Annotated in this window: 15 protein-coding genes; 7 read left to right on the top strand and 8 right to left on the bottom strand. The window is 63.4% G+C overall.

Annotated features, from left to right (window positions below; translation table 11 throughout):
* Positions 1-4: 4 nt before the first annotated feature.
* From J2Y83_RS11105 to J2Y83_RS11115, 3 genes are all read left to right on the top strand, one after another.
* Positions 5-1,420: a Y-family DNA polymerase gene (locus J2Y83_RS11105; protein WP_253395160.1), complete on the top strand. Its 1,416-nt coding sequence runs from the start codon at positions 5-7 to the stop codon at positions 1,418-1,420.
* Complete coding sequence (locus J2Y83_RS11110) at positions 1,396-4,488, top strand: error-prone DNA polymerase (RefSeq protein ID WP_253395162.1); 3,093 nt, start codon at positions 1,396-1,398, stop codon at positions 4,486-4,488. Before J2Y83_RS11105 ends, J2Y83_RS11110 begins: the two co-directional genes overlap by 25 nt.
* A gap of 155 nt (positions 4,489-4,643) precedes the next feature.
* Positions 4,644-7,163 carry an excinuclease ABC subunit UvrA gene (locus J2Y83_RS11115; protein ID WP_253395164.1) on the top strand — a complete coding sequence of 840 codons (2,520 nt, stop codon included), beginning with the start codon at positions 4,644-4,646 and terminating at the stop codon, positions 7,161-7,163.
* Between the two features lie 125 nt (positions 7,164-7,288).
* Here J2Y83_RS11115 and J2Y83_RS11120 read toward each other — a convergent pair whose 3' ends face one another.
* Complete coding sequence (locus J2Y83_RS11120) at positions 7,289-8,467, bottom strand: integrase core domain-containing protein (RefSeq protein ID WP_425262813.1); 1,179 nt, start codon at positions 8,465-8,467, stop codon at positions 7,289-7,291.
* 445 nt (positions 8,468-8,912) lie between these two features.
* Positions 8,913-9,164, bottom strand: a complete 252-nt coding sequence (locus J2Y83_RS11125; protein ID WP_253395166.1) for a hypothetical protein — start codon at positions 9,162-9,164, stop codon at positions 8,913-8,915.
* A gap of 174 nt (positions 9,165-9,338) precedes the next feature.
* On the opposite strand from J2Y83_RS11125, the gene J2Y83_RS11130 reads away from it, so the two are divergent.
* Positions 9,339-9,563, top strand: coding sequence for a DUF465 domain-containing protein (locus tag J2Y83_RS11130; protein WP_253395168.1), 225 nt, complete (start codon positions 9,339-9,341; stop codon positions 9,561-9,563).
* A 174-nt stretch (positions 9,564-9,737) separates the two neighbouring features.
* On the opposite strand, the gene hglS is transcribed toward J2Y83_RS11130, so the two are convergent.
* Positions 9,738-11,114, bottom strand: a complete 1,377-nt coding sequence (hglS, locus tag J2Y83_RS11135; protein WP_253395170.1) for a 2-oxoadipate dioxygenase/decarboxylase HglS — start codon at positions 11,112-11,114, stop codon at positions 9,738-9,740.
* Between the two features lie 194 nt (positions 11,115-11,308).
* On the opposite strand from hglS, the gene J2Y83_RS11140 reads away from it, so the two are divergent.
* Positions 11,309-13,939, top strand: coding sequence for an MGH1-like glycoside hydrolase domain-containing protein (locus tag J2Y83_RS11140; RefSeq protein ID WP_253395172.1), 2,631 nt, complete (start codon positions 11,309-11,311; stop codon positions 13,937-13,939).
* 139 nt (positions 13,940-14,078) lie between these two features.
* Here J2Y83_RS11140 and J2Y83_RS11145 read toward each other — a convergent pair whose 3' ends face one another.
* Both J2Y83_RS11145 and J2Y83_RS11150 read right to left on the bottom strand, forming a co-directional pair.
* Positions 14,079-14,393, bottom strand: coding sequence for an SCP2 sterol-binding domain-containing protein (locus J2Y83_RS11145; protein WP_253395174.1), 315 nt, complete (start codon positions 14,391-14,393; stop codon positions 14,079-14,081).
* A 56-nt stretch (positions 14,394-14,449) separates the two neighbouring features.
* Positions 14,450-15,160 (bottom strand): histidine phosphatase family protein, encoded by a 711-nt coding sequence (locus J2Y83_RS11150; protein WP_253395176.1) that lies wholly within the window; start codon positions 15,158-15,160, stop codon positions 14,450-14,452.
* A gap of 195 nt (positions 15,161-15,355) precedes the next feature.
* Between J2Y83_RS11150 and sohB the strand changes: the two genes are divergently transcribed.
* The gene (gene sohB, locus J2Y83_RS11155; RefSeq protein WP_247405249.1) at positions 15,356-16,381 is read left to right on the top strand and encodes a protease SohB; all 1,026 of its coding nucleotides are present in this window, start codon (positions 15,356-15,358) and stop codon (positions 16,379-16,381) included.
* A 115-nt stretch (positions 16,382-16,496) separates the two neighbouring features.
* Here the strand turns inward: sohB and J2Y83_RS11160 are convergent, their stop codons facing one another.
* The gene (locus J2Y83_RS11160) at positions 16,497-18,005 is read right to left on the bottom strand and encodes an MFS transporter (protein WP_253395178.1); all 1,509 of its coding nucleotides are present in this window, start codon (positions 18,003-18,005) and stop codon (positions 16,497-16,499) included.
* Between the two features lie 150 nt (positions 18,006-18,155).
* Here J2Y83_RS11160 and J2Y83_RS11165 point away from each other — a divergent pair, with 150 nt between their 5' ends.
* Positions 18,156-19,028 (top strand): LysR family transcriptional regulator, encoded by an 873-nt coding sequence (locus J2Y83_RS11165; protein ID WP_253395180.1) that lies wholly within the window; start codon positions 18,156-18,158, stop codon positions 19,026-19,028.
* 4 nt (positions 19,029-19,032) lie between these two features.
* Here the strand turns inward: J2Y83_RS11165 and dhaL are convergent, their stop codons facing one another.
* Both dhaL and J2Y83_RS11175 read right to left on the bottom strand, forming a co-directional pair.
* Positions 19,033-19,677: a dihydroxyacetone kinase subunit DhaL gene (gene dhaL / locus J2Y83_RS11170; protein WP_253395182.1), complete on the bottom strand. Its 645-nt coding sequence runs from the start codon at positions 19,675-19,677 to the stop codon at positions 19,033-19,035.
* A 3-nt stretch (positions 19,678-19,680) separates the two neighbouring features.
* Positions 19,681-20,682 (bottom strand): dihydroxyacetone kinase subunit DhaK, encoded by a 1,002-nt coding sequence (locus J2Y83_RS11175; RefSeq protein ID WP_253395184.1) that lies wholly within the window; start codon positions 20,680-20,682, stop codon positions 19,681-19,683.
* Between the last annotated feature and the right edge of the window lie 55 nt (positions 20,683-20,737).

The following is a 20,737-nucleotide window of genomic DNA, read 5'->3' on the forward strand; positions in this document are numbered from 1 at the left end:
TGGCATGCGCTGGGTGTGTATTGTTTTTCCGCAATTGGCGCTGGACGCGGTGCAGCGTATGCATCCGGCGCCGCACGAGCCGCTGGCACTGCTGGCCGGTACGCCGCAGCGGCGCGTCCTGCAAACCGTCAATGCGGCCGCGCACACGTTGGGCCTGCGCCCTGGTCAATCGCTGACGGCGGCGCATGCGCTGGTCAAAACCTTTGCCTGCGCCGAATACGACCCCGTGGAAATCGAACGTTGGCAGCAGTTTCTGGCGGCCTGGGCCTACCAGTTCAGTTCCCAGGTCAGCGTGTTTTACCCGCGCGCCTTGCTGTTTGAGATCGAGTCGAGCCTGGGCCTGTTCGGGCCTTGGCCGCGCTTTGAGGCACGCCTGCGCAAAGAGCTGAGCGAGCTGGGCTTTCGTCATCGCATCGTCGCCGCGCCCAACCCGGCGGCGGCGCGGGTGCTGGCGAACCTCTACGATGGCCTGGCCGTGGCCGATGATCAGGCATTGATGCAGGCCTTGGCGCCGCTGCCCATTGACCGCGCCGGCCTGGATCCGCAGGCCGCTATCGCCTTGTCGCGCATGGGCTTGCGCCGCCTGGCCCAGGTGCAGGCGTTGCCCCGGCACACCCTGGCGCGGCGCTTTGATGCGGCGTTGCTCAAGCATCTGGATGCCCTGAGCGGGCAGCGGCCGCTGGCCCTAGGGTTCTATCAACCGCCGGACCGCTTCGATGTGCGCATCGAGCTGAACTTCGACGTGCAATCCCACCAGGCCTTGCTATTTCCGCTGCGCCGTCTGACCGGTGACCTGTCCGCCTTCCTCTGTGGCCGCGACAGTGGCGTGCAGCGTTTCGCCCTGCACCTGGAACACGCCCAGGCCCCGGACAGCGTGATCAAGGTCGGCCTGCTCAGCGCCGAGCGTGATGCGGCGATGCTGTTCGAACTGGCCCGCGGGCGCCTGGAGCAAGTGCAAGTGAGCGCACCCGTGCGCGGTGTTCGCTTGGTGGCCCAGGACCTACCGGTGTTCGTGCCGCAACGCCAGGACCTGTTCGATGACCGCCCGCAACAGACCCTGCCCTGGGAACAACTGCGCGAACGCCTGCGCGCGCGGCTTGGCGATGAAGCGGTGCAAGGCCTGCGCTTTCACGCCGACCACCGCCCCGAATGCGCCTGGCAAGCGGCGGCCGATAAAAACCCGTGCCCGACCTTGAACAACGTGCAACGCCCCGGCTGGCTGCTCGCCGAACCGACCTTGCTGGCCGAGCCGGGCGTGCAGATCCTGAAGGGCCCGGAGCGCATTGAATCGGGCTGGTGGGATGGCGCCGATATTCGCCGCGACTATTACCTGATCCAGAACCGCGCCGGTCAGCAAGGCTGGGCCTACCGCACCGTGGGGCAAAGCGATGGGCTGTGGCTGCAAGGCTGGTTCGCATGAGTTACGCCGAGCTGCATTGCCTGTCCAATTTCAGCTTCCAGCGCGGTGCCTCCACGGCGCTGGAGTTGTTCGAACGGGCCAAGCGCCAGGGCTACAGCGCCCTGGCGATCACTGACGAATGCACCCTGGCCGGCATCGTGCGCGCCTGGCAGGCGGCGAAGGCAGTCGGCTTGCCGCTGATTATCGGCAGTGAGATGCGCCTCGAAAACGGCCCGAAACTGCTACTGCTGGTAGAAGACCTCAGCGGCTACCAACACCTGTGCCGCTTGATTACCCTGGCCCGGCGGCGGGCGGAGAAGGGCCGTTATCGCCTGCTGCCAGAAGACTTCGACCAACCGCTGCCCGGCCTGTTGGCGCTCTGGATCGCCGAAGACAGCGACACCCAGGCCTCGATCCAATGGTTGCGCCGTACCTTCGCCGAGCGCCTGTGGCTGGCGGTGCATCTGCATTGCGGGCAGGACGATGCGCGTCACCTGGAGCAACGCCTGGCACTGGCCGCCAGCCTGCAGCTCCCGGCAGTGGCCTGCGGCGATGTGCATATGCACGCGCGCGGCCGCCGCGCCCTGCAAGACACCATGACCGCCATCCGTCATCACGTGCCGGTGGCCGAAGCCGGCACGCGCCTGCATCCCAATGGCGAACGGCATCTGCGCAGCCTGCCGGCGTTACAGGCGCTGTATCCGCCGTCGTTGCTCGACGAAACCCTGGTCATCGCCCGCCGCTGCACCTTCGACCTCAGCCAACTGCGCTACCAGTACCCGCGTGAGCTGGTGCCTGCCGGCCATGACGCCCGATCCTGGCTGCGCGCCGTCACCGAAGAAGGCATCGCCCGGCGCTGGCCGCAAGGGGTCGACGCCAAGACCTTGCAGCAGATCAATAACGAACTGGAGCTGATCAGCGAGCTGGGTTACGAAAGCTATTTCCTCACCGTGCATGACATCGTGCGCTTTGCCCGCAGCCGTTCGATCCTGTGCCAGGGCCGGGGTTCGGCGGCCAACTCGGCGGTGTGTTTCGCCCTGGGCATCACCGAGATCAACCCGAGCCTGATGAACATGCTGTTCGAGCGCTTCCTGTCCAGGGAGCGTAACGAGCCGCCGGACATCGACGTCGACTTCGAACACGAACGCCGCGAAGAGGTGCTGCAATACGTGTTCAAGCGCTATGGCCGCACCCGCGCCGCACTGACGGCGGTGGTCAGCAGCTACCACGCTGCCGGCGCGGTGCGCGACGTGGCCAAGGCCCTGGGTTTGCCGCCGGACCAGGTCAATGCGCTGGCCGAGTGCTGCGGGCGCTGGAGTGACGATGCACCGCCCGTGGAGCGTTTGCGCGAAGGCGGTTTCGACCCCGACAGCCCGGTGCTGCGCCGCGTGCTCACGCTGACCCAGCAACTGATCGGCTTCCCCCGACACCTGTCCCAGCACCCCGGCGGCTTCGTGATTTCCGAACACCCGCTGGACACCCTGGTGCCGGTGGAAAATGCGGCGATGGCCGAGCGCACCATCATCCAATGGGACAAGGACGACCTCGACGCCGTCGGCCTGCTCAAGGTGGATATCCTTGCCCTGGGCATGCTCAGCGCGATCCGCCGTTGTTTCGACCTGCTGCGTCGCCACCGCAGCCTTGACCTGTGCCTGGCGACGATCCCCAAGGAAGACCCGGCCACCTACGCGATGATCAGCAAGGCCGACACCCTCGGTGTGTTCCAGATCGAGTCACGGGCGCAGATGTCGATGCTGCCCAGGCTCAAGCCGCAGACCTTTTATGACCTGGTGATTGAAGTTGCCATCGTGCGCCCGGGTCCGATCCAGGGTGGCATGGTGCATCCGTACCTGCGGCGGCGGAACAAAGAGGAGCCCACCACCTATCCGTCGCCGCAGCTTGAAGCGGTACTCAAACGCACCCTCGGTGTGCCGCTGTTCCAGGAACAGGTGATGCAGATCGCCATGGTCGCCGCCGATTACGGCCCTGGCGAAGCTGATCAGTTGCGCCGTTCCATGGCGGCCTGGAAACGTCACGGCGGCCTTGAACCGCACCAGCAACGCTTGCGTACCGGCATGCTCAAAAACGGCTACAGCGAAGCCTTCGCCGCGCAGATCTTCGAGCAGATCAAGGGTTTTGGCAGCTATGGCTTTCCCGAGTCCCACGCGGCCAGTTTTGCCTTGTTGACCTACGCCAGTTGCTGGCTCAAATGCCATGAACCGGCGGCCTTCGCCTGTGCGTTGATCAACAGTTGGCCCATGGGGTTCTACAGCCCGGACCAGATCCTGCAGGATGCGCGGCGCCATCGTTTGCAGATCCGCCCGGTGGACGTGCAGGCCAGTGACTGGGAGTGCAGCCTGGAACCCATCGACGGCGCGCAACCGGCGATTCGCCTGGGGTTGCGCATGATCGCGGGGTTTCGCGAAGAGGATGGGCGACGGATCGAAGCGGCGCGCGAGCACCGTGCATTCAGCGACATTGCCGACCTCGACCGACGCGCCGGGCTGGACTCCCGCGCCCAAGCCTTGCTGGCGGATGCCGGGGCCTTGCGGGCCTTGGCCGGCAACCGGCACACGGCGCGCTGGGAAGTGGCGGGGGTACACAAACAACTCGGGCTGTTCGCCGGCCTGCCCAGCCCCGACGAAGCACGGGTGGAACTGCCGGCGCCCACGCTGGGCGAGGACCTGCAGGCCGATTACGCCACGCTCGGCACCACCCTCGGCCCGCATCCATTGGCGTTGTTGCGCGATGAATTGCGCAAACGGCGCTGCCGCAGTTCCCGTGAGCTGATGGCGGTGGAACATGGCCGCACTGTCAGCGTCGCTGGGCTGGTGACCGGTCGCCAGCGCCCCGGCACCGCCAGCGGCGTGACCTTTGTGACGTTGGAGGATGAGTTCGGCAACCTGAACGTGGTGGTCTGGCGCGACCTGGCAGAGCGCCAGCGCCAGGCCTTGGTAGGCTCGCGCCTGCTCAAGGTGGACGGGCGCTGGGAGGCGGTGGGCGAGGTGCGGCACCTGATCGCCGGGCGTCTCACCGATCTGTCGCCGTTGCTGGAAGGCGTCGCTGTGCGCAGTCGGGATTTTCACTGAGCGCAGTTGCCCTGGCCTGCGTGGATAAGCTATATGCAATGAAACGAAATCCCCCACCTGCTGAGCCCCGACATTCATTTGCTGAGCAAGCCCTATAACCGCGAAACCCAGACGCATCGGGTGCGCAGCGTGCTTGCCGCGCCACAAGGTTGACCATGACTTCATCGCGCAACATCCCTCAGATCACCAGCCAACCCCTCGGGTTCGTGCGGGTTCGCGGCGCTCGCGAACATAACCTGCGTAACGTCGATGTGGATATCCCACGGGATGCCCTGGTGGTGTTTACCGGCGTGTCGGGTTCCGGCAAGTCGTCCCTGGCCTTTTCCACGGTGTATGCCGAGGCCCAGCGCCGCTATTTCGAATCGGTGGCGCCTTATGCGCGGCGCCTGATCGATCAGGTCGGCGTGCCCGATGTGGATTCCATCGAAGGCCTGCCGCCCGCCGTGGCCTTGCAACAACAGCGCGGCACGCCGAGTGCGCGTTCGTCGGTGGGCAGCGTGACCACGTTGTCCAGTCTGATCCGCATGCTGTATTCGCGCGCCGGCAGTTATCCGCCGGGGCAGGCGATGCTGTATGCCGAGGACTTTTCGCCAAACCTGCCCCAGGGCGCCTGCCCGCAATGCCACGGCCTGGGCCGCGTGTATGAAGTGACCGAGGCGCTGATGGTGCCCGATCCCTCGCTGACCATCCGCCAGCGCGCGGTGGCATCCTGGCCTTTGGCGTGGCAGGGCCAGAACCTGCGCGACATTCTGGTGACCCTGGGCTATGACGTCGACATCCCGTGGCGCGACCTGCCGAAAAAGCAGCGCGACTGGATCCTGTTCACCGAAGAAACCCCGACCGTGCCGGTGTATGCCGGCTTCACCCCGCAACAGACCCGCGAGGCGTTGAAGCGCAAGCTGGAGCCGAGCTACCAGGGTACGTTCAGCGGCGCGCGGCGCTATATCCTGCATACCTTCAGCCACACCCAAAGTGCGCTGATGAAAAAGCGCGTCGCGCAGTTCATGCAGGGCAGCGCCTGCCCGTTATGCGCCGGCAAGCGGCTGACCCAGGCGGCGTTGTCGGTGAAGTTCGCCGGGGTGGACATTGGCGAGCTGTCGCAACTGTCGCTGACCCAGTTGGCCGAGCTGCTGCGGCCGGTGGCGGCGGGGCAGGACACGATGACGCTGTCGGTGGAGAAACGCCTGGCCGCCCAACGCATCGCCGAGGATTTGCTCGAGCGGGTCAGCACCTTGACCGAGTTGGGCCTGGGCTACCTGTCCCTGGAGCGCAGCACGCCGACGTTGTCGTCCGGCGAGTTGCAGCGCTTGCGGCTGGCCACGCAACTGGGTTCGCAGTTGTTCGGCGTGATCTATGTGCTCGATGAGCCGTCGGCGGGGCTGCACCCGGCGGATGGCGAGGCGCTGTTCACGGCACTCGCGCGTTTGAAAGCCGCCGGCAATTCGTTGTTTGTGGTGGAACACGACCTGGAAACCATGCGCCGCGCCGACTGGCTGATCGACGTCGGCCCGGCGGCCGGAGAACACGGCGGGCAAGTGCTGTACAGCGGGCCGCCGGCGGGCTTGGCGCAGGTTGAAGCGTCGCAGACCCGTGAATATCTGTTTGCCGAACGGCGCCCGGCGAATCCTCGGCGCCGGGAAGCGACCGGTTGGCTGAGCCTGGAGGGTGTGACGCGCAATAACCTCAAGGCGGTGAGTGTCGATTTTCCGCTGGGTTGCTTCACGGCGGTGACCGGTATTTCCGGCTCGGGCAAATCCAGCCTGGTCAGCCAGGCGCTGCTGGAGTTGGTGGGCAGTGGCCTCGGCCGCGTGCTGGAAAGCGACGATGAGCCGAGCCTGGAAGATGACACCCCGCAAACCAGCGGCGGGCGTATCAGCGCCGGGCTGGAGCAGATTCGCCGGCTGGTGCAGGTGGACCAGAAACCCATTGGCCGCACCCCGCGCTCCAACCTGGCGACCTACACCGGGCTGTTCGACAACGTGCGCAAACTGTTCGCTGCCACGTCGGCCGCGCAGCAGTGTGATTACGATGCGGGGCAGTTCTCGTTCAACGTCGCCAAGGGCCGCTGCGCGAACTGTGAAGGCGAAGGGTTCGTCAGCGTTGAGTTGCTGTTCATGCCCAGCGTGTATGCGCCGTGCCCGACCTGCCACGGCGCGCGCTACAACCCCGAGACCCTGGCGATCCAATGGCAAGGCTTGAACATTGCCCAAGTGCTCGGCTTGACCGTCGAGCAAGCGGTGGCGGTGTTTGCCGAGCAGCCAGGGGTGCTGCGTTCGCTGCTCGTGCTGCGCGATATCGGCTTGGGCTATCTGCGCCTCGGCCAACCGGCGACGGAACTGTCCGGCGGCGAAGCGCAACGCATCAAGCTGGCCACCGAGCTGCAGCGCAATGCCCGGGGCGCCACCTTGTATGTGCTGGACGAACCGACGACCGGCTTGCACCCACGCGATGTGGACCGTTTGCTTAGTCAGTTGAATCATTTGGTCGACGCGGGGCATACGGTGGTTGTGGTGGAGCACGAAATGCGCGTGGTGGCCCAGAGTGACTGGGTGATCGATATCGGGCCGGGCGCTGGGGACCTGGGCGGCAAGGTGGTTGCCAGCGGCACGCCGCAACAGGTGGCGAAGAGTAAGAAAAGCCGCACCGCGCCGTTCCTCGTTCGAGAGCTGATCTGACCATTAAAGGAGATCAACTGTGGGAGGGGCGGTGTGACGATTCGACTTGCTCCCGATGGCGGTGGTTCAGGCACTCATGCAGTGACTGACACTCCGTCATCGGGGTGTACGGACGGAGACATCCTTTACAAACGAGACCGGGGACATCCTTTACGTTTCTGGGTGCTGGATAGCCGGCTTGCACCGCTGTCTAGCCTACCCAGTGGATAGTTACATAGGTACATGTCCCACACGTTGTCGTCCACTTCTCGCAGTCCAACGGACTCTCCTACCAGTGACTCACTCAAAAAGATCATCCTGCCCCTCCACTTCATTGACCCGTCTGTTCTGACTTTGCGTACCTCCATATCCGCTCCATATTCGGCAGGAGGTACCCAGCCTGTATAGATCCTTGGCGATTTATCGTACAGATCGTTCGGCACCTTCATGTCTAACGCCTCGTGCGGCCGATCATGATTGAATTCCTGTCGAAATCGTTCAAACGCCAACTGCTGCTGGACCATATTGGCTTCTGGCGTCTTCAGTAACGCGGCCTTGAGTGAGCGATGCATACGCTCATGCCGCCCGTTCTGATCGGGTCGCCCCGGCTGAATACGCTCTGGGTAGATACCCAGTCGTATCCACCAGACGGCCAGACTGGAGAGCCTGCTGAGACCGGTTGAGGCGAAGGGTGAACCGTTGTCAGTCCGGATGACATCAGGCAGACCGTACTCGCGAAAAGCCCAGTCAAAACCCTCGCGGGCCCCAGCCACACTGGGCTGCGCACGACACAACAATATGAATCTGCTGGCCTGATCCGTGAGTGTCAGCGGGTAACAGCGTCGGCCATCCGCCATTAAAAAGTCGCCTTTGAAGTCAGCGGCCCACGTTTGATTGGGGAGATCTGCCGGGCGAAGTTTGACGGGGCCGGTAGGCGGGCGATTGCGCTTGCGCCGCTCTTGAACCAGTCCCGCTCGTTTGAGCCATTCCCCTGCCGTGCTGGGTGCCGGCCAATGACATTCCGGATAGCGATTGGAAAGGACCTTGACCAGCTTTTTGGGGCCCCAGTCATGGTGTTGATGCTTGAGCTCGATTAGAGCAGCAATATGCGCATCGCACGTTTGAAAAGGGCTTGAGAGTGGACGGCGTGAGGCGTCCTTGAGCCCGTCCAGGCCAGCAGTGGCATACCGTTGCAGCCACTTGTCCAAGGTCGGTCGACTAATGCCGTAGCTCAATGCCAGTTGACGTTTTGAATAGGCGCCGGACAGCCAGTCGCCTATCAATCTGACTTTTTGATCCATCGGGGACTCTCGATTCCATGACATGGCCAGTTACCTCCTGGCCATGATTAATACATGTAAACGATGTCTCCGGTTTCAAACGTAAAGGATGTCTCCGGTCTGTACCGGGGCAAGCCCCCTCCCACATGGGTTAGGCGGTGTTCGTGAGAGTGGGGCTCCCCGCCAGCACCGGAATGCTGCCCTTGACGATCATCTGCCAGTAACCCCGCCGATCAAACAAGGGAATGCGGTCAATGTGGGAGGGGGCAAGCCCCCTCCCACAGGGGTTAGGCGGTGTTCATGAGAGTGGGGCTCCCCGCCAGCACCGGGATGCTGCCCTTGACGATCATCTGCCAGTAACCCCGCCGATCAAACAAGGGAATGCGGTCAATGTGGGAGGGGGCTTGCCCCCGATGACGGAGTGTCAGGCACAGATACTGTGACTGAACCACCGAGTCGAACCGTCACACCGCCCCTCCCACAGTTGTGATCAATGTCCGTTCAGTTGGATCTGTTGCTTGGCCAGCTTCACCACATTCTCCACGGTAAACCCGTACTTCTCCTGCAACTGGGTCAGGTGCTCGATCGGCTGGTGCGTCGGGCCGTCTTCGCCGACGCCGATCGAGTCATGGGTAATGGGCGTGCCGGGGTGGCCGGAATTGGCCTTTTGCACGGCATCCATGGCCAGGGTGCGCAGGGTGTTGATGCATTGGGTGTCGACAGCGGTGGCGGCGTGATTCATGAAACCGGTCTCCCTCGGGTGGCGATCTACAGTGGAGGGCAGGGTGCGGCAAAGGTTTGATTGCGTCGCCGATGTAGCGACGAACGGAACTGGTTTGCCCGCAAACATGACAAGACCCCTTGGAATGGGCTAGCTTCAAGGGCGTAATCATTGATCAACTTGCGGAGGTAGGCCATGCCAGTGAAACACGACCTGTATCAGGACTTGGGTTTGAGCAAGGACGAAGTCGATGGGCACCGGGCGCAAAATCCGCGTCTGAACGCGCTGTTTGATAAATACAACGCCGTCGATGACTTGGTGGTGAGCGCTGAAAAGGCAGCGGGCAGCGATGAGGAGCTGAAGAAGTTAAAGGAAAAACGCTTGTTGGTTAAAGATGAGATCAAGGATTTGCTGCAGTAAAACGGGCGATCCATTCACTACTGAGGGAGCGCATCAGTCGCTCCCTTGCACATTTTTTCAGAATTGACTGAAAGACATCATCCCCGCCGATACTTATGATCCCCGCCGCCCACCCGGCTCTGGGGGCTTATAGGGCGCGAGGACTGCGCTGCTGAGCCGGGTGGGCAGTTTGTTTCAGGCCAGTAGCGTGTGAGTGCATTCATCCATCGAGCGCTGTTGCGTCTCGGCATACAGCGCCAACTCATCAAGGGTCTTGCGCCCCAGCGCCTGTTCGAATTCGGCCTGGTTCGAATTGGCCGCGTAGTGACTCTGCGCCGCGTCTCCCAGGTTTGACTGAAAGATCCCTGCCGCACTCACTGGCAGAAAATCCTCATACACCAGCGGTTCTACATCGACGTGACCGGCGGCGATCAGCGCGTCCAGCGTGCGCGGTTGGTCGGCTTGGCCGCGTGCCGCGAGGCCTTTGTCGGTGGCGAAGTAGCGGAAGTAGGCCAGGCCTTGTTCGCGCATCTGCGTGTGGTCATCCGGGAAGGCCTGGAAGTGCTGTTCCATCAATTGCATGTAACGCGCAGCGTTGGCCTCGTTGGGGAAGGCGCCGAGGGCGTCGCGGGCGGCGTTCAGCAGTTGGTCGTACAGCGTGCGGCCCTTGGGCGTGAGGGCGACGCCGCGTTGTTCGATTTCGCCGAAGCGCGCGCTGTGGCTGCCTTGGGCGTCGGTGAAGGCGATGGTTTCGTCGAGGGCCTTGAAGCTGGTCTGGCGCAGCAGGATCGGGCAGTCGCGACGCGGCGGGCCTTCGATCACGGCTTTGGGGGTGATGCCTTTGCCGGGCATGGCGGCCTGGACCTGGTCGATATCCAGGGTGCGCGGGGTCAGGTGATTGATGTGCGGGCCCTTGAAGGCCACCACGTCGGCGATCAGGCGGTGCTGGTCGCTCAGTTGTCGGTACTGCGCGGCGGTGACGGTGGCGGTGTGGTGCCAGCGGAAGGTTTCCAGGGCCTGGCGGATGAATGCCTCGGCGTCGCTGGCGTTGAGGCCGCCGTCGCGTTCGGCTTGTTCGATCAGGGCGAGGGCGCCGGGGGTGAAGATCGAGCGCTTGGCCAGGGCGGCTTCGGCGAAGGCGCGCAGTTCGGGGCTTTCGATCAGTTCCAGGCGCAGCAGCGAGGTGAACACGCGGAACGGGCTGGTTTGCAGCGCACGTTCATGCACGGCGCGAAACGCGGTGGAATGCACCGGCACGCCGGCCGGGGTCAGGTCGTAGTAGCCCACCGGTTGCATGCCCATCACCGCGAACAGGCGGCGGATGGTCGTCAGTTCGGCGGCGGTACCCAGGCGAATGGCGCCGTGGCGTTCCATGTCCAGGCGCTGGATTTCGCCGGTCCGTTGCAGGTGTTGCGCCAGGCTCGGGTCGGCGTCGAGCACGCGCTGGTTGATGTCGGCCACCAGCTCCATCAGCGCGCCGTACAGGGGCACTTCATCGCGGTACATGTCGGACATGGCCTTGGAAAAGCCTTTGCGGATGTCGTCGGGGCTGATAAACGCGGTGGTGGGCATAGAAAAATTCCTGGCTGCTGTAAGAGTAATGAATGCCGTTATCCTGATTCTGTTGGGCGCCGCAGACCCGCGCAAACGAAGATTCCTCTGGACTTCATTCTGCAAACGAATGATTGAGGTAAAACCGTCTTCATGTGCATCTGAGCGTGGATGGGTTCTACACTGGCCTTACGCGATGGCTGGGGGAGGGTTGGATGAGCGCCACAATTGTGCAAACCACTGAAGGCCAGCGCCTGGCCGCCGAGACGGTCGAGCGCTGGCGCGAGTGGGGCCCGTACCTGAGCGAGCGCCAATGGGGCACGGTGCGCGAGGACTACAGCGCCGATGGCGATGCCTGGCGCTACTTCCCGCACGAACATGCGCGCAGCCGCGCTTACCGCTGGGGCGAGGATGGCCTGGCCGGGTTCAGTGACAAGGCGCAACGCTGGTGCATGGGCCTGGCGCTGTGGAACGAGCGTGACGCGATCCTCAAAGAGCGCCTGTTCGGCCTGAACAACGCGGAGGGCAACCACGGTGAAGACGTCAAGGAACTGTACTTTTTCGTCGACGGCGTGCCGAGCCATGCCTACATGCGTATGCTCTACAAATATCCCCATGCGGCGTTTCCCTACGCTGACCTGATCGCCGAAAACGCCCGACGTGGGCTCGCGGATGCCGAGTACGAAATCCTCGATACCGGCGTGTTTGAAGACAACCGGTATTGCGACGTCAGCGTCGAATACGCCAAGCACCAGCCCGACGATATCTTCATGCGCGTCAGCGTCCACAACCGCTCGGACCAACCGACACGCCTGCAAGTGCTGCCCCAGGTCTGGGCGCGCAATGATTGGAGCTGGACCGTCGGCGCGCCGAAACCGCAGTTGCGGCTGGACGGCGACCGCGTGCTGGCGCGTCATCATGAATTGCCCGATCACCACCTCAGCGCCTGGGGCCAGGACGGCGTCGAATGGCTGTTCTGCGAAAACGAAAGCAACTTCCCCAAGCTGGACGGCAAACCGGCGCCGGGGCCGTTCAAGGATGGGATCAACGATTACGTGGTGGCGGGACAGGAAAGCGCGATTCGCCGCGACAGCGGCACCAAGGCGGCCGCGCGTTTCATCCTGGCGTTGGCGGGCCTGGAGCGCAAAGCCGTCTATTTGCGTTTTGCGCCCAAGGACGCGCCCCAGGTCAATGCGCGCAAGCTGTTTGAACAGCGCCGCCAGGAAGCCGATGACTTCTACGCCGCGTTGCAGCAGGGCATCGCCGACGCGGATGCGCGTAATGTGCAGCGCCAGGCCCTGGCCAGTTTGCTGTGGTCCAAGCAGCTCTATTATTTCGACGTGAACCAATGGCTCGACGGCGACCCGACCCAACCCGCGCCGCCGCCCGAGCGCCTGCAACGGCGCAATAGCCATTGGCGGCACCTGTCCAACTTCGACATCCTCTCCATGCCCGACACCTGGGAATACCCGTGGTACGCCTCCTGGGACCAGGGCTTTCAGGCGGTGGCCATTGCGCTGATCGATCCGGGGTATGCCAAGCAACAGCTGTTGCTGCTGGTAAAGGACCGCTTCATGCACCCCAATGGTCAGTTGCCGGCCTATGAATGGCGCTTCGACGACGCCAACCCGCCGGTGCATGCCTGGGCCAGTTGGCGGGTGTATCAGCAGGACAAGGCGTTGACCGGCGTAGGTGACATGGATTTCCTGGAGCGGATTTTCCACAAGCTGCTGCTGAATTTCTCCTGGTGGGTCAACCGCAAGGATGCCGAAGGACGCAACCTGTTCCAGGGTGGGTTCCTGGGGCTGGACAATATCGCCTTGTTCGACCGCTCGGCCACGCTGCCGCCGGGTTATCAGTTAGACCAGGCCGATGGCACCGCGTGGGTTGCCGCCTATGCACTGGACCTGATGCGGATGGCTCTGGAACTGGCCAGGCGCAATGTCGTGTACGTCGATATCGCGGTGAAGTTTTTCGAGCACTTCCTGTATATCGCCGGCGCCATCAACCGTGTCGACGACAGCGCCGAGGGCCTGTGGGACGAGCAGGACCTGTTCTTCTACGACGTACTGCGCCGTCCCGACGGCCAGAACGAACCGGTGCGCCTGCGCTCCATCGTCGGCCTGATGCCGCTGTTCGCCGTGTTGGTGCTGGAGCAGCGCGAGCATGAAGGCCTCGAAGGCTTGCGTGAGCGGCTGTTGGGCTTCATGCACCACCGGCCGGAACTGGCCAAGCTGGTCTCGCGCTGGAACGAGCCGGGGCAGGGCAATCGCCTGTTACTGGCGCTGTTGCGCGGCGAGCGCACCAAGGACTTGCTGCGGCGCATGCTCGATGACGATGAGTTTCTTTCGGCGTTTGGCGTGCGTTCATTGTCCAAGGCCTTCGCCGACCAGCCCCTGGCGCTGAAGATGAATGGCGACACGCTGTGCGCACGTTATCAACCCGGTGAATCCGATTCACGTCTGTACGGCGGCAACTCCAATTGGCGCGGGCCGTTGTGGATGCCGGTGAATTACATGCTGATCGAATCGTTGCGCGAGTTTCATCGGTACTACGCGGATAACTTCTCGGTGGAGTACCCGACGGGCAGTGGTTATCTGTCGTCCCTGGAGGAAGTCGCCGACAGCCTCAGCCAGCGTCTGAGCCGATTGGTCCTCAGGGATGACAATGGCCTGCGTCCGTCGATGGCCGGGTATGCGCAGTTGGAGGCGGACCCGGCCAGCCGTGACCTGGTGTTGTTCCATGAGTATTTTCATGGGGAAACCGGGCGTGGGTTGGGCGCGTCCCACCAGACGGGGTGGAGTGCGTTGGTGGCGTTGCTGTTGCATGGGCCGTCCACGCATTGAAGGCGGGTAAATTCGCCGTCCTGGCCTTTACAAAGATGTCGATCATGGCGAGCGCCGCTGCTGACCGCTGGCCCGGAAACGACAAATCCCGCCAGTCGCGGGATTTGTCGTTTCAATGCGTGCTTTACAGCCAGCGTTCTCAGGAAGGGAACAGCTCGCTCAGCTTCATCGCCAGCATCATGTCGCCTTCGGTGCGCAGCTTGCCGCTCATGAAGGCCTGCATGCCGTCGGTGTCGCCGCTGACGATGCCTTTCAGTGTTTCGCCGTCCATGACCAGGGTCACCTGAGCGTCAGAGTTTTCGCCTTCCTGCAATTCGCAGGCGTTGTCTTTGACGATCAGCGAGAAGTGTTCGCTGTCATCGATACAGAAACCGAATACCAGGTCCAGGCCGGCAGCAGCGGCTGGGTTGAATTTGGCTTTCATTGCTTCTACGGCTTTAGCTACGTCAGTCATGGTTTCGATCCTTTAGGGTAGAGTCCAGCGACCTTGGGGTCACGGTTGGCCGCACTTCATCGGAAAGTGATGAGCTGCGGCGCCTTCAACAGTTGCAAGTGGGTATGACTGTTGAAGGAAGCCAGTGCCACCTCGCGACCGCGGAATTTCAGCTGGTTGAGCGAGGTGTTAACAATTTGCCAGTTCAGTTCGAAGGCCTGGGCGGCAGGCATTCGGGTAATCAGGTGGAGCAGGGCGGTAATGGTGCCGCCGGAGGTGAACACGGCGATCTTGTGCGTGTTGTCGGCCGCTTCCAGCAGACGCTGCAGGCCACCCTGGACGCGCTCGACAAACCCCAGCCAGCTTTCCAGCCCCGGCGTATCGTAAGTGCCGGCCACCCAGCGCTCGATGATCAGGGCGAAGATGCGCTGGAATTCGCTGCGGTTCTGCGCGGCGTTGCGCAGGATGTCCAGGGCGTCGGGTTCGCGGGTGAGCAGGTCGGGGAGCAGGGCGCGGATGATCGCGTCGGCGTCGAATTCGTTGAAGGCGCTGTCGACTTCCAGGGGCGGAACCGCCAGGCCAAGGGCGCTGTACTGATCGAAGGCGGCCGTGGCGGTGTGCTGTTGGCGGCGCAGGTCGCCGGCGACGCAGCGGTCGAACGTCACGCCCATGTCTGCCAGGTGGCGACCGAGGATTTGCGCTTGTTCCACGCCAACGGGCGACAGGACGTCATAGTCGTCTGCACCGAAGGAGGCCTGGCCATGTCGAATCAGATAGATGCTGCCCACGTCCGTTTTCCCGGTACGTTGAAAGTCTGGCGAGGTTATGAGGATGCCTGCGAGCTGTCAATGAAAAAACATACGCTTGTTTTAAAAGTGCGTTAGAGCGCTTGCCTGCTGGCGGTTTGAGCACTGGCCCCCCGGCGGTCCCGTCGGTATGCTTGGGCGATCCGCGCCTGGCGCCGTGCATTGTTAAGGAGACACATGGATTTTTTGGCTGAATACGCGAGCTTTTTGGCGAAGACCGTCACCCTGGTGGTCGCGATTCTGGTGGTACTGATCAGCTTCGCGGCACTGCGCAGCAAAGGTCGTCGCAAATCCGCCGGCCAGTTGCATGTCAGCAAGCTGAATGATTTCTACAAAGGCCTGCGTGAACGCCTTGAATCGACCCTGCTCGACAAGGATCAGCTCAAGGCCCTGCGCAAGTCCGAAAGCAAAGCCGAAAAGAAGAACAGCAAAAAGAAACCCGAGGCCAAGCCACGCGTGTTCGTGCTCGACTTCGACGGCGACATCAAGGCCTCGGCCACCGAGAGCCTGCGCCATGAAATCACCGCCTTGCTGAGCCTGGCCACGCCCAAGGACGAAGTGGTGCTGCGCCTGGAAAGCGGCGGCGGTATGGTTCACAGCTACGGTTTGGCGTCGTCGCAACTGGCGCGGATTCGCCAGGCGGGCGTGCCGTTGACCGTGTGCATCGACAAGGTCGCGGCCAGCGGCGGCTACATGATGGCGTGCATCGGCGAGAAGATCATCAGCGCACCGTTCGCGATCCTCGGTTCCATCGGGGTGGTGGCGCAGTTGCCCAACGTCAACCGCCTGCTGAAAAAGCACGACATCGACTTTGAAGTGCTGACCGCCGGCGAATACAAGCGCACCCTCACCGTGTTTGGCGAAAACACCGAGAAGGGCCGGGAGAAGTTCCAGGAGGACCTGGACATCACTCACCAGTTGTTCAAGAACTTCGTGTCGCGCTATCGCCCGCAACTGGCGATCGATGAAGTGGCGACCGGGGAAGTGTGGCTGGGTGTCGCAGCCCTCGACAAGCAACTGGTCGACGAGCTGCAAACCAGCGACGAATACCTGGCCACCAAGGCCAAGACCGCCGAGGTGTTCCACTTGCATTACGCCGAGCGCAAGAGCTTGCAAGAGCGCGTGGGCCTGGCGGCCAGCGGTTCGGTGGACCGCGTGCTGCTGACCTGGTGGAGCCGGTTGACCCAGCAGCGGTTCTGGTAAGCCTCTTCAGAGGATAGGTAATACCTGTGGGAGGGGGCTTGCCCCCGATGGCGGCGGGTCAGTCACAGTTGCATTTACTGACACACCCTCATCGGGGGCAAGCCCTCTCCCACATTTAGTTCGGTGTGGGTATCGGCTTGCGCATCAGCCTCCCCACCACCAGCGCTCCGAGCAGTCCCAATAACCCTGCCACCCACAGCACCCCGCTGAACCCGCCCACAAACGCCTGCCGCGCCAGCGGTTGCACCCTTACCCGCGCCGCCTCGGGCACCAGGTTCAGCGCCGCCGGCATATCACCCGCCACCACCCGCGAAGCAATTCCCGCCACCTGCGCCTGCCATTGCGGGTCGATACTTGCGCGCAACAACTGTTCGCTGTGGCTGCTCAGCAGTGCCCCATACACGCCAATCGCCAACATGATCGCGCTGAACCGCATGGTGGTGCTCATGCCCGACGCCATCCCCGCACGCTCCCGTGGTACGCAGGCCATGATGTTTTTCTGCGTATCGCCATTGAGCAGGCCCGCCCCGGCGCCCGTGACGGCTATCGCCAGGGCGAAGGGCAGGTAGCCGCCGACATTCAGCGCCCAGGCGCTCAGCAGGTTACCGCAGCCGACGAGGGTCAAACCGCTGGCCATCATCGTCGCCGGCGCAAAGCGCCCCGCCAGGCGTGCGCCGATCCGTGGGCAAATCAGCATCGTCAGCGCAAACGGCAACATGCCCAGGCCCGAGGCAATCGCCGAAAAGCCCAGGCCGTTCTGCAGGTAAAACGGCAGCAACGTCATCATCACCTGGGCGCAGCCGGCGTAGGCGAACATGCCCAGCAAGGCACCGATAAAACGCGGGTGGCGGAACAGCTGCAGGTCGACCATCGGCCGCTGCTGCAACCGCTCGACCAGCACAAAGATGCCCAACAGCAACCCACCGCCGAGCAGGCGCGTGTAGGTCTGCGGGCTGTCCCAGCCGATGCGGTTGGCCTCGATCAACCCCCACATCAAACACACCAGGCTGGCGCTGAACGCCAGGCTGCCCCACGGGTCGAGGCGTGCGGCCTGGGTATCACGGGACTCGGGGATGGCGTGCAGCACCAGCGCCATCAGCGCCAGGCCCACCGGCAGGTTGAGGTAGAAAATCCAGCGCCAGCCCAGGTACTCGGTGATCAAGCCGCCGAGGGTCGGCGCGGCGGTCATCGCCACGCCCATGCACGCGCCCCAGAACGCCCAGGCCTTGGCCCGTTCCACTTCGTCGTGGAAGGTGTGGCCGATGGAGGCGAGCGCCGAAGTGAGCAACAGCGCGGCACCGACGCCTTTGATGGCGCGGGCGATATCCAGCCACAGCGCGCTGGGCGCCGCGCCGCAGCCGAGGGACGCGAGGATGAAAATGCCCAGGCCCCAGATCAGGCTCTGCTTGCGGCCGAAGCGGTCGGCGATGCTGCCGGCGGGCAACAACAGCGCGGCGAAGGCCAGCATATAGGCGCTGACCACCCACTCGATATCCGCGAAGTTGGCCCCCAGGTCGCGGGCGATGCTCGGCAGGGTGACGGCGACGATATTGGTGTCGAGCACGATCAGCGAGCAGACGCCGGAAGCGGTCAGCAGTGTCAGGCGCGGGCTGACCCGGCTCATAATGTAATTACCCTATGGGCAATACGGAAAAGGCAGTTGACGGACATCGCAAGGGCTCTCTACTGTTGAAGTACCTTGAGCTTATCCCCGTGCGCTGCTGCCTTTATTAGTCGTGGTGAGCCACTTCATTACCTTTGAGCTAATCCTCGTATGGATATCCGCCACTTTCGCTACTTCCTGGCCGTGGCCCGGCAGCGCAACTTCACCCGTGCCGCCGAGCAACTGGGCATCGCACCGCCGACCCTGAGCCGGCAGATCCAGGACATGGAAACCAGCCTGGGCACGCGCTTGTTTATCCGCCAGCAGCGCGAAGTCAGCCTGACCGAAGCCGGTGCCGCGCTGCTGGTCGAGGCCGAAGCCACCGTGCGTCAATTCGAGTTCGCCCAACGCAGTGCCCAGCGTGCCGGGCGTGGCGAGACCGGCCACATCGAATTGGGCTACGTGGCTTCGGCGGTGTATTCCGGGCTGTTGCAGCGGCAAATGCACGGGTTCAGCCAGGCGTTTCCCGACGTCAGCGTGAACGTGCGCGAATGTGCGATGGCGACCCTGCCCGGCGCGGTGGCGGATGGGCGCTACGACATTGGCTATGTCCGTTCGCCGATGACCCTACCCGACGGCGTGGAGGCGGTGCGCCTGCACAGCGAAGGTTTCGTGCTGGCGCTGCCCCAGGATTCCTGGCTGCTGGGGTTGAAGGCCATCGGTTGCGAGCATCTGCAAAACGAGACGTTTATCCTGCCGGAGCAAATCAGCGGCACCCTGCACGTCGCCGCCCAAGGCGGCTACGCGCCGCGCCTGGGACCGCAGCCGGGCGGGTTGGTCGCGGTGGTGGCGTTGGTGTCATTGGGGCAGGGCGTGGCCGTGGTGCCGGCGTCGGTGGTCGGGCATGTGAGTCTGCCGGGCGTGGTTTATCGCAGCATTCAGGGCAGTGACGCGGCGTCGTGGCTGTCGTTGATTCACCGGCGCTTTGAGCAAGCGCCGGCGGTGGCGCGGTATATCCAGCAGGTCAAGCAAACGCCAACCTGAGGCGTTACACCAGTCGCGGCTGCACGGAGTCCGCCAGGCGCGTGAGGATCAGGCAGCACGACACTGCACCGGCATCCAACACGCCCAGCGAGCGTTCGCCCAGGCGGCTGGCGCGGCCGATCTTCGCCACCAGGTCCTTGGTCGAGTCGCGGCCCTGTGAGGCGGCGGTTTTCATCGCATCGAGCGCATCGTGGAAGGACGCCCCGCGCGCATGGGCGTGCTCAAACGCTTCGACCGCCGGGATCAAGGTGTCCATCAGGCACTTGTCGCCCACGCCGGCCTCGGTGATGTCCTGCAATGAGGTCAAGCCGCCGCGCAGCAGGTGGGCGAAGGTGGCCGCGTCGATGTCTTCGCTGCTACGCACTTCATCGGCCATGCCGATAAACAGGCTGCCGTACAGCGGCCCCATGGAGCCGCCAATGCCTTCCATCAGGCTCAGGGTCAGTTCGTCCAGGGCTTCGGCCAGGCTCAGTTGGCGGCCTTCGATCGTGCGCCCGCAATGCGCGAAACCCTTGGCCATGTTGATGCCGTGGTCGCCGTCGCCAATCGCGCCGTCGACTGCGCTGAGGTACTCACGGTTGGCCACGATCACGCTGACCAGGTCGGCGACGATGGCGCTGCCGTCGCGGGTGGAAAAATGCTCGCTCATGGTTCACTCCGCCTGGGTCATGCCGATGGAACGGCAGGGTTGGTCGATCAGGGTTTTCAACTCAAAGTCGAGGCCGAGCAGGGTCAGGGTCACGCCCATCATTTCCAGGGACGTGAAGTAGTTGCCCACGTAGCAGCGGTGGATCTTCAAACCCTTGGCGGTGAGTTGGCGTTCCACCTCGGCGTAGAAAATATACAGCTCCATCACCGGCGTGGCGCCGAGGCCCGAGACCAGCACCACCACGCTGTCGTCCTGGCTGAAATCGCGGTCGGCGAGGATCGGCGCGAGCATGCGCTCGGCCATGGCGGCGGCGGGTTCGATCGGGATGACTTCGATGCCCGGTTCGCCGTGATGGCCGATGCCCAGTTCCATCTGGCCGTCGGCAATCTGGAAATTCGGCTTGCCCACGGCGGCAATGGTGCAGGGGGTGAGGCCAATACCGATCGAGCGGCAGTGGTCGACGGCTTTTTGGGCGACGCGGATCACACCGTCCAGGTCGTAGTGCTGGGCGGCAGCGGCACCGCCGATCTTCCACATGAAGATCTCTCCGGCCACGCCGCGCCGCTTGGCGATCTCGGCCTTGGGCGCGGACGCGACGTCGTCGTTGGCGACCACGGTGCGGATGCGCATGTCTTTGCTGGCGGCCATTTTCATCGCCAGCTTCACGTTCATGTTGTCGCCGGCATAGTTGCCGTACAGGCAGGCCACGCCGGCGCCGTGGTCGGCGGCGCGGAACGCATCGAAGAAGCTCTTGGCGGTGGGCGAGGAGAAAATCTCGCCGACGGCCACGGCGTCAACCAGGCCGGGGCCGACGTAGCCGAGAAACGCCGGCTCATGGCCCGAGCCGCCGCCGGTGACGATGCCGACGCGGCCTTGGCCCGACGGTTTGGCTTTGACGATGACCCGTGGATTGGCTTCGTATTGGCGTAACTGCGGGTGCGCGACCAGGATGCCGCGCAGCATGTCCTCGACCACGTGGTCCGGATCGTTGATGACTCGATTCATAACGCGGGTTCCTGTGTTCTTGTTTTATGGGTTCACAGCTGTTCAGTGTGGGAGG

Source organism: Pseudomonas marginalis (assembly GCF_024169655.1).
Taxonomy (GTDB): domain Bacteria; phylum Pseudomonadota; class Gammaproteobacteria; order Pseudomonadales; family Pseudomonadaceae; genus Aquipseudomonas; species Aquipseudomonas paraveronii.

What these genes read in the sequence shown, in the direction of transcription:
- J2Y83_RS11160 (WP_253395178.1), bottom strand. Translation starts at nt 18,005, where the DNA reads ATGAGCCGGGTCAGCCCGCGCCTGACACTGCTGACCGCTTCCGGCGTC.
- sohB (WP_247405249.1), top strand. Translation starts at nt 15,356, where the DNA reads ATGGATTTTTTGGCTGAATACGCGAGCTTTTTGGCGAAGACCGTCACC.
- J2Y83_RS11140 (WP_253395172.1), top strand. Translation starts at nt 11,309, where the DNA reads ATGAGCGCCACAATTGTGCAAACCACTGAAGGCCAGCGCCTGGCCGCC.
- J2Y83_RS11120 (WP_425262813.1), bottom strand. Translation starts at nt 8,467, where the DNA reads ATGTCATGGAATCGAGAGTCCCCGATGGATCAAAAAGTCAGATTGATA.
- J2Y83_RS11125 (WP_253395166.1), bottom strand. Translation starts at nt 9,164, where the DNA reads ATGAATCACGCCGCCACCGCTGTCGACACCCAATGCATCAACACCCTG.
- J2Y83_RS11105 (WP_253395160.1), top strand. Translation starts at nt 5, where the DNA reads ATGCGCTGGGTGTGTATTGTTTTTCCGCAATTGGCGCTGGACGCGGTG.
- hglS (WP_253395170.1), bottom strand. Translation starts at nt 11,114, where the DNA reads ATGCCCACCACCGCGTTTATCAGCCCCGACGACATCCGCAAAGGCTTT.
- dhaL (WP_253395182.1), bottom strand. Translation starts at nt 19,677, where the DNA reads ATGAGCGAGCATTTTTCCACCCGCGACGGCAGCGCCATCGTCGCCGAC.
- J2Y83_RS11145 (WP_253395174.1), bottom strand. Translation starts at nt 14,393, where the DNA reads ATGACTGACGTAGCTAAAGCCGTAGAAGCAATGAAAGCCAAATTCAAC.
- J2Y83_RS11165 (WP_253395180.1), top strand. Translation starts at nt 18,156, where the DNA reads ATGGATATCCGCCACTTTCGCTACTTCCTGGCCGTGGCCCGGCAGCGC.
- J2Y83_RS11115 (WP_253395164.1), top strand. Translation starts at nt 4,644, where the DNA reads ATGACTTCATCGCGCAACATCCCTCAGATCACCAGCCAACCCCTCGGG.
- J2Y83_RS11175 (WP_253395184.1), bottom strand. Translation starts at nt 20,682, where the DNA reads ATGAATCGAGTCATCAACGATCCGGACCACGTGGTCGAGGACATGCTG.
- J2Y83_RS11130 (WP_253395168.1), top strand. Translation starts at nt 9,339, where the DNA reads ATGCCAGTGAAACACGACCTGTATCAGGACTTGGGTTTGAGCAAGGAC.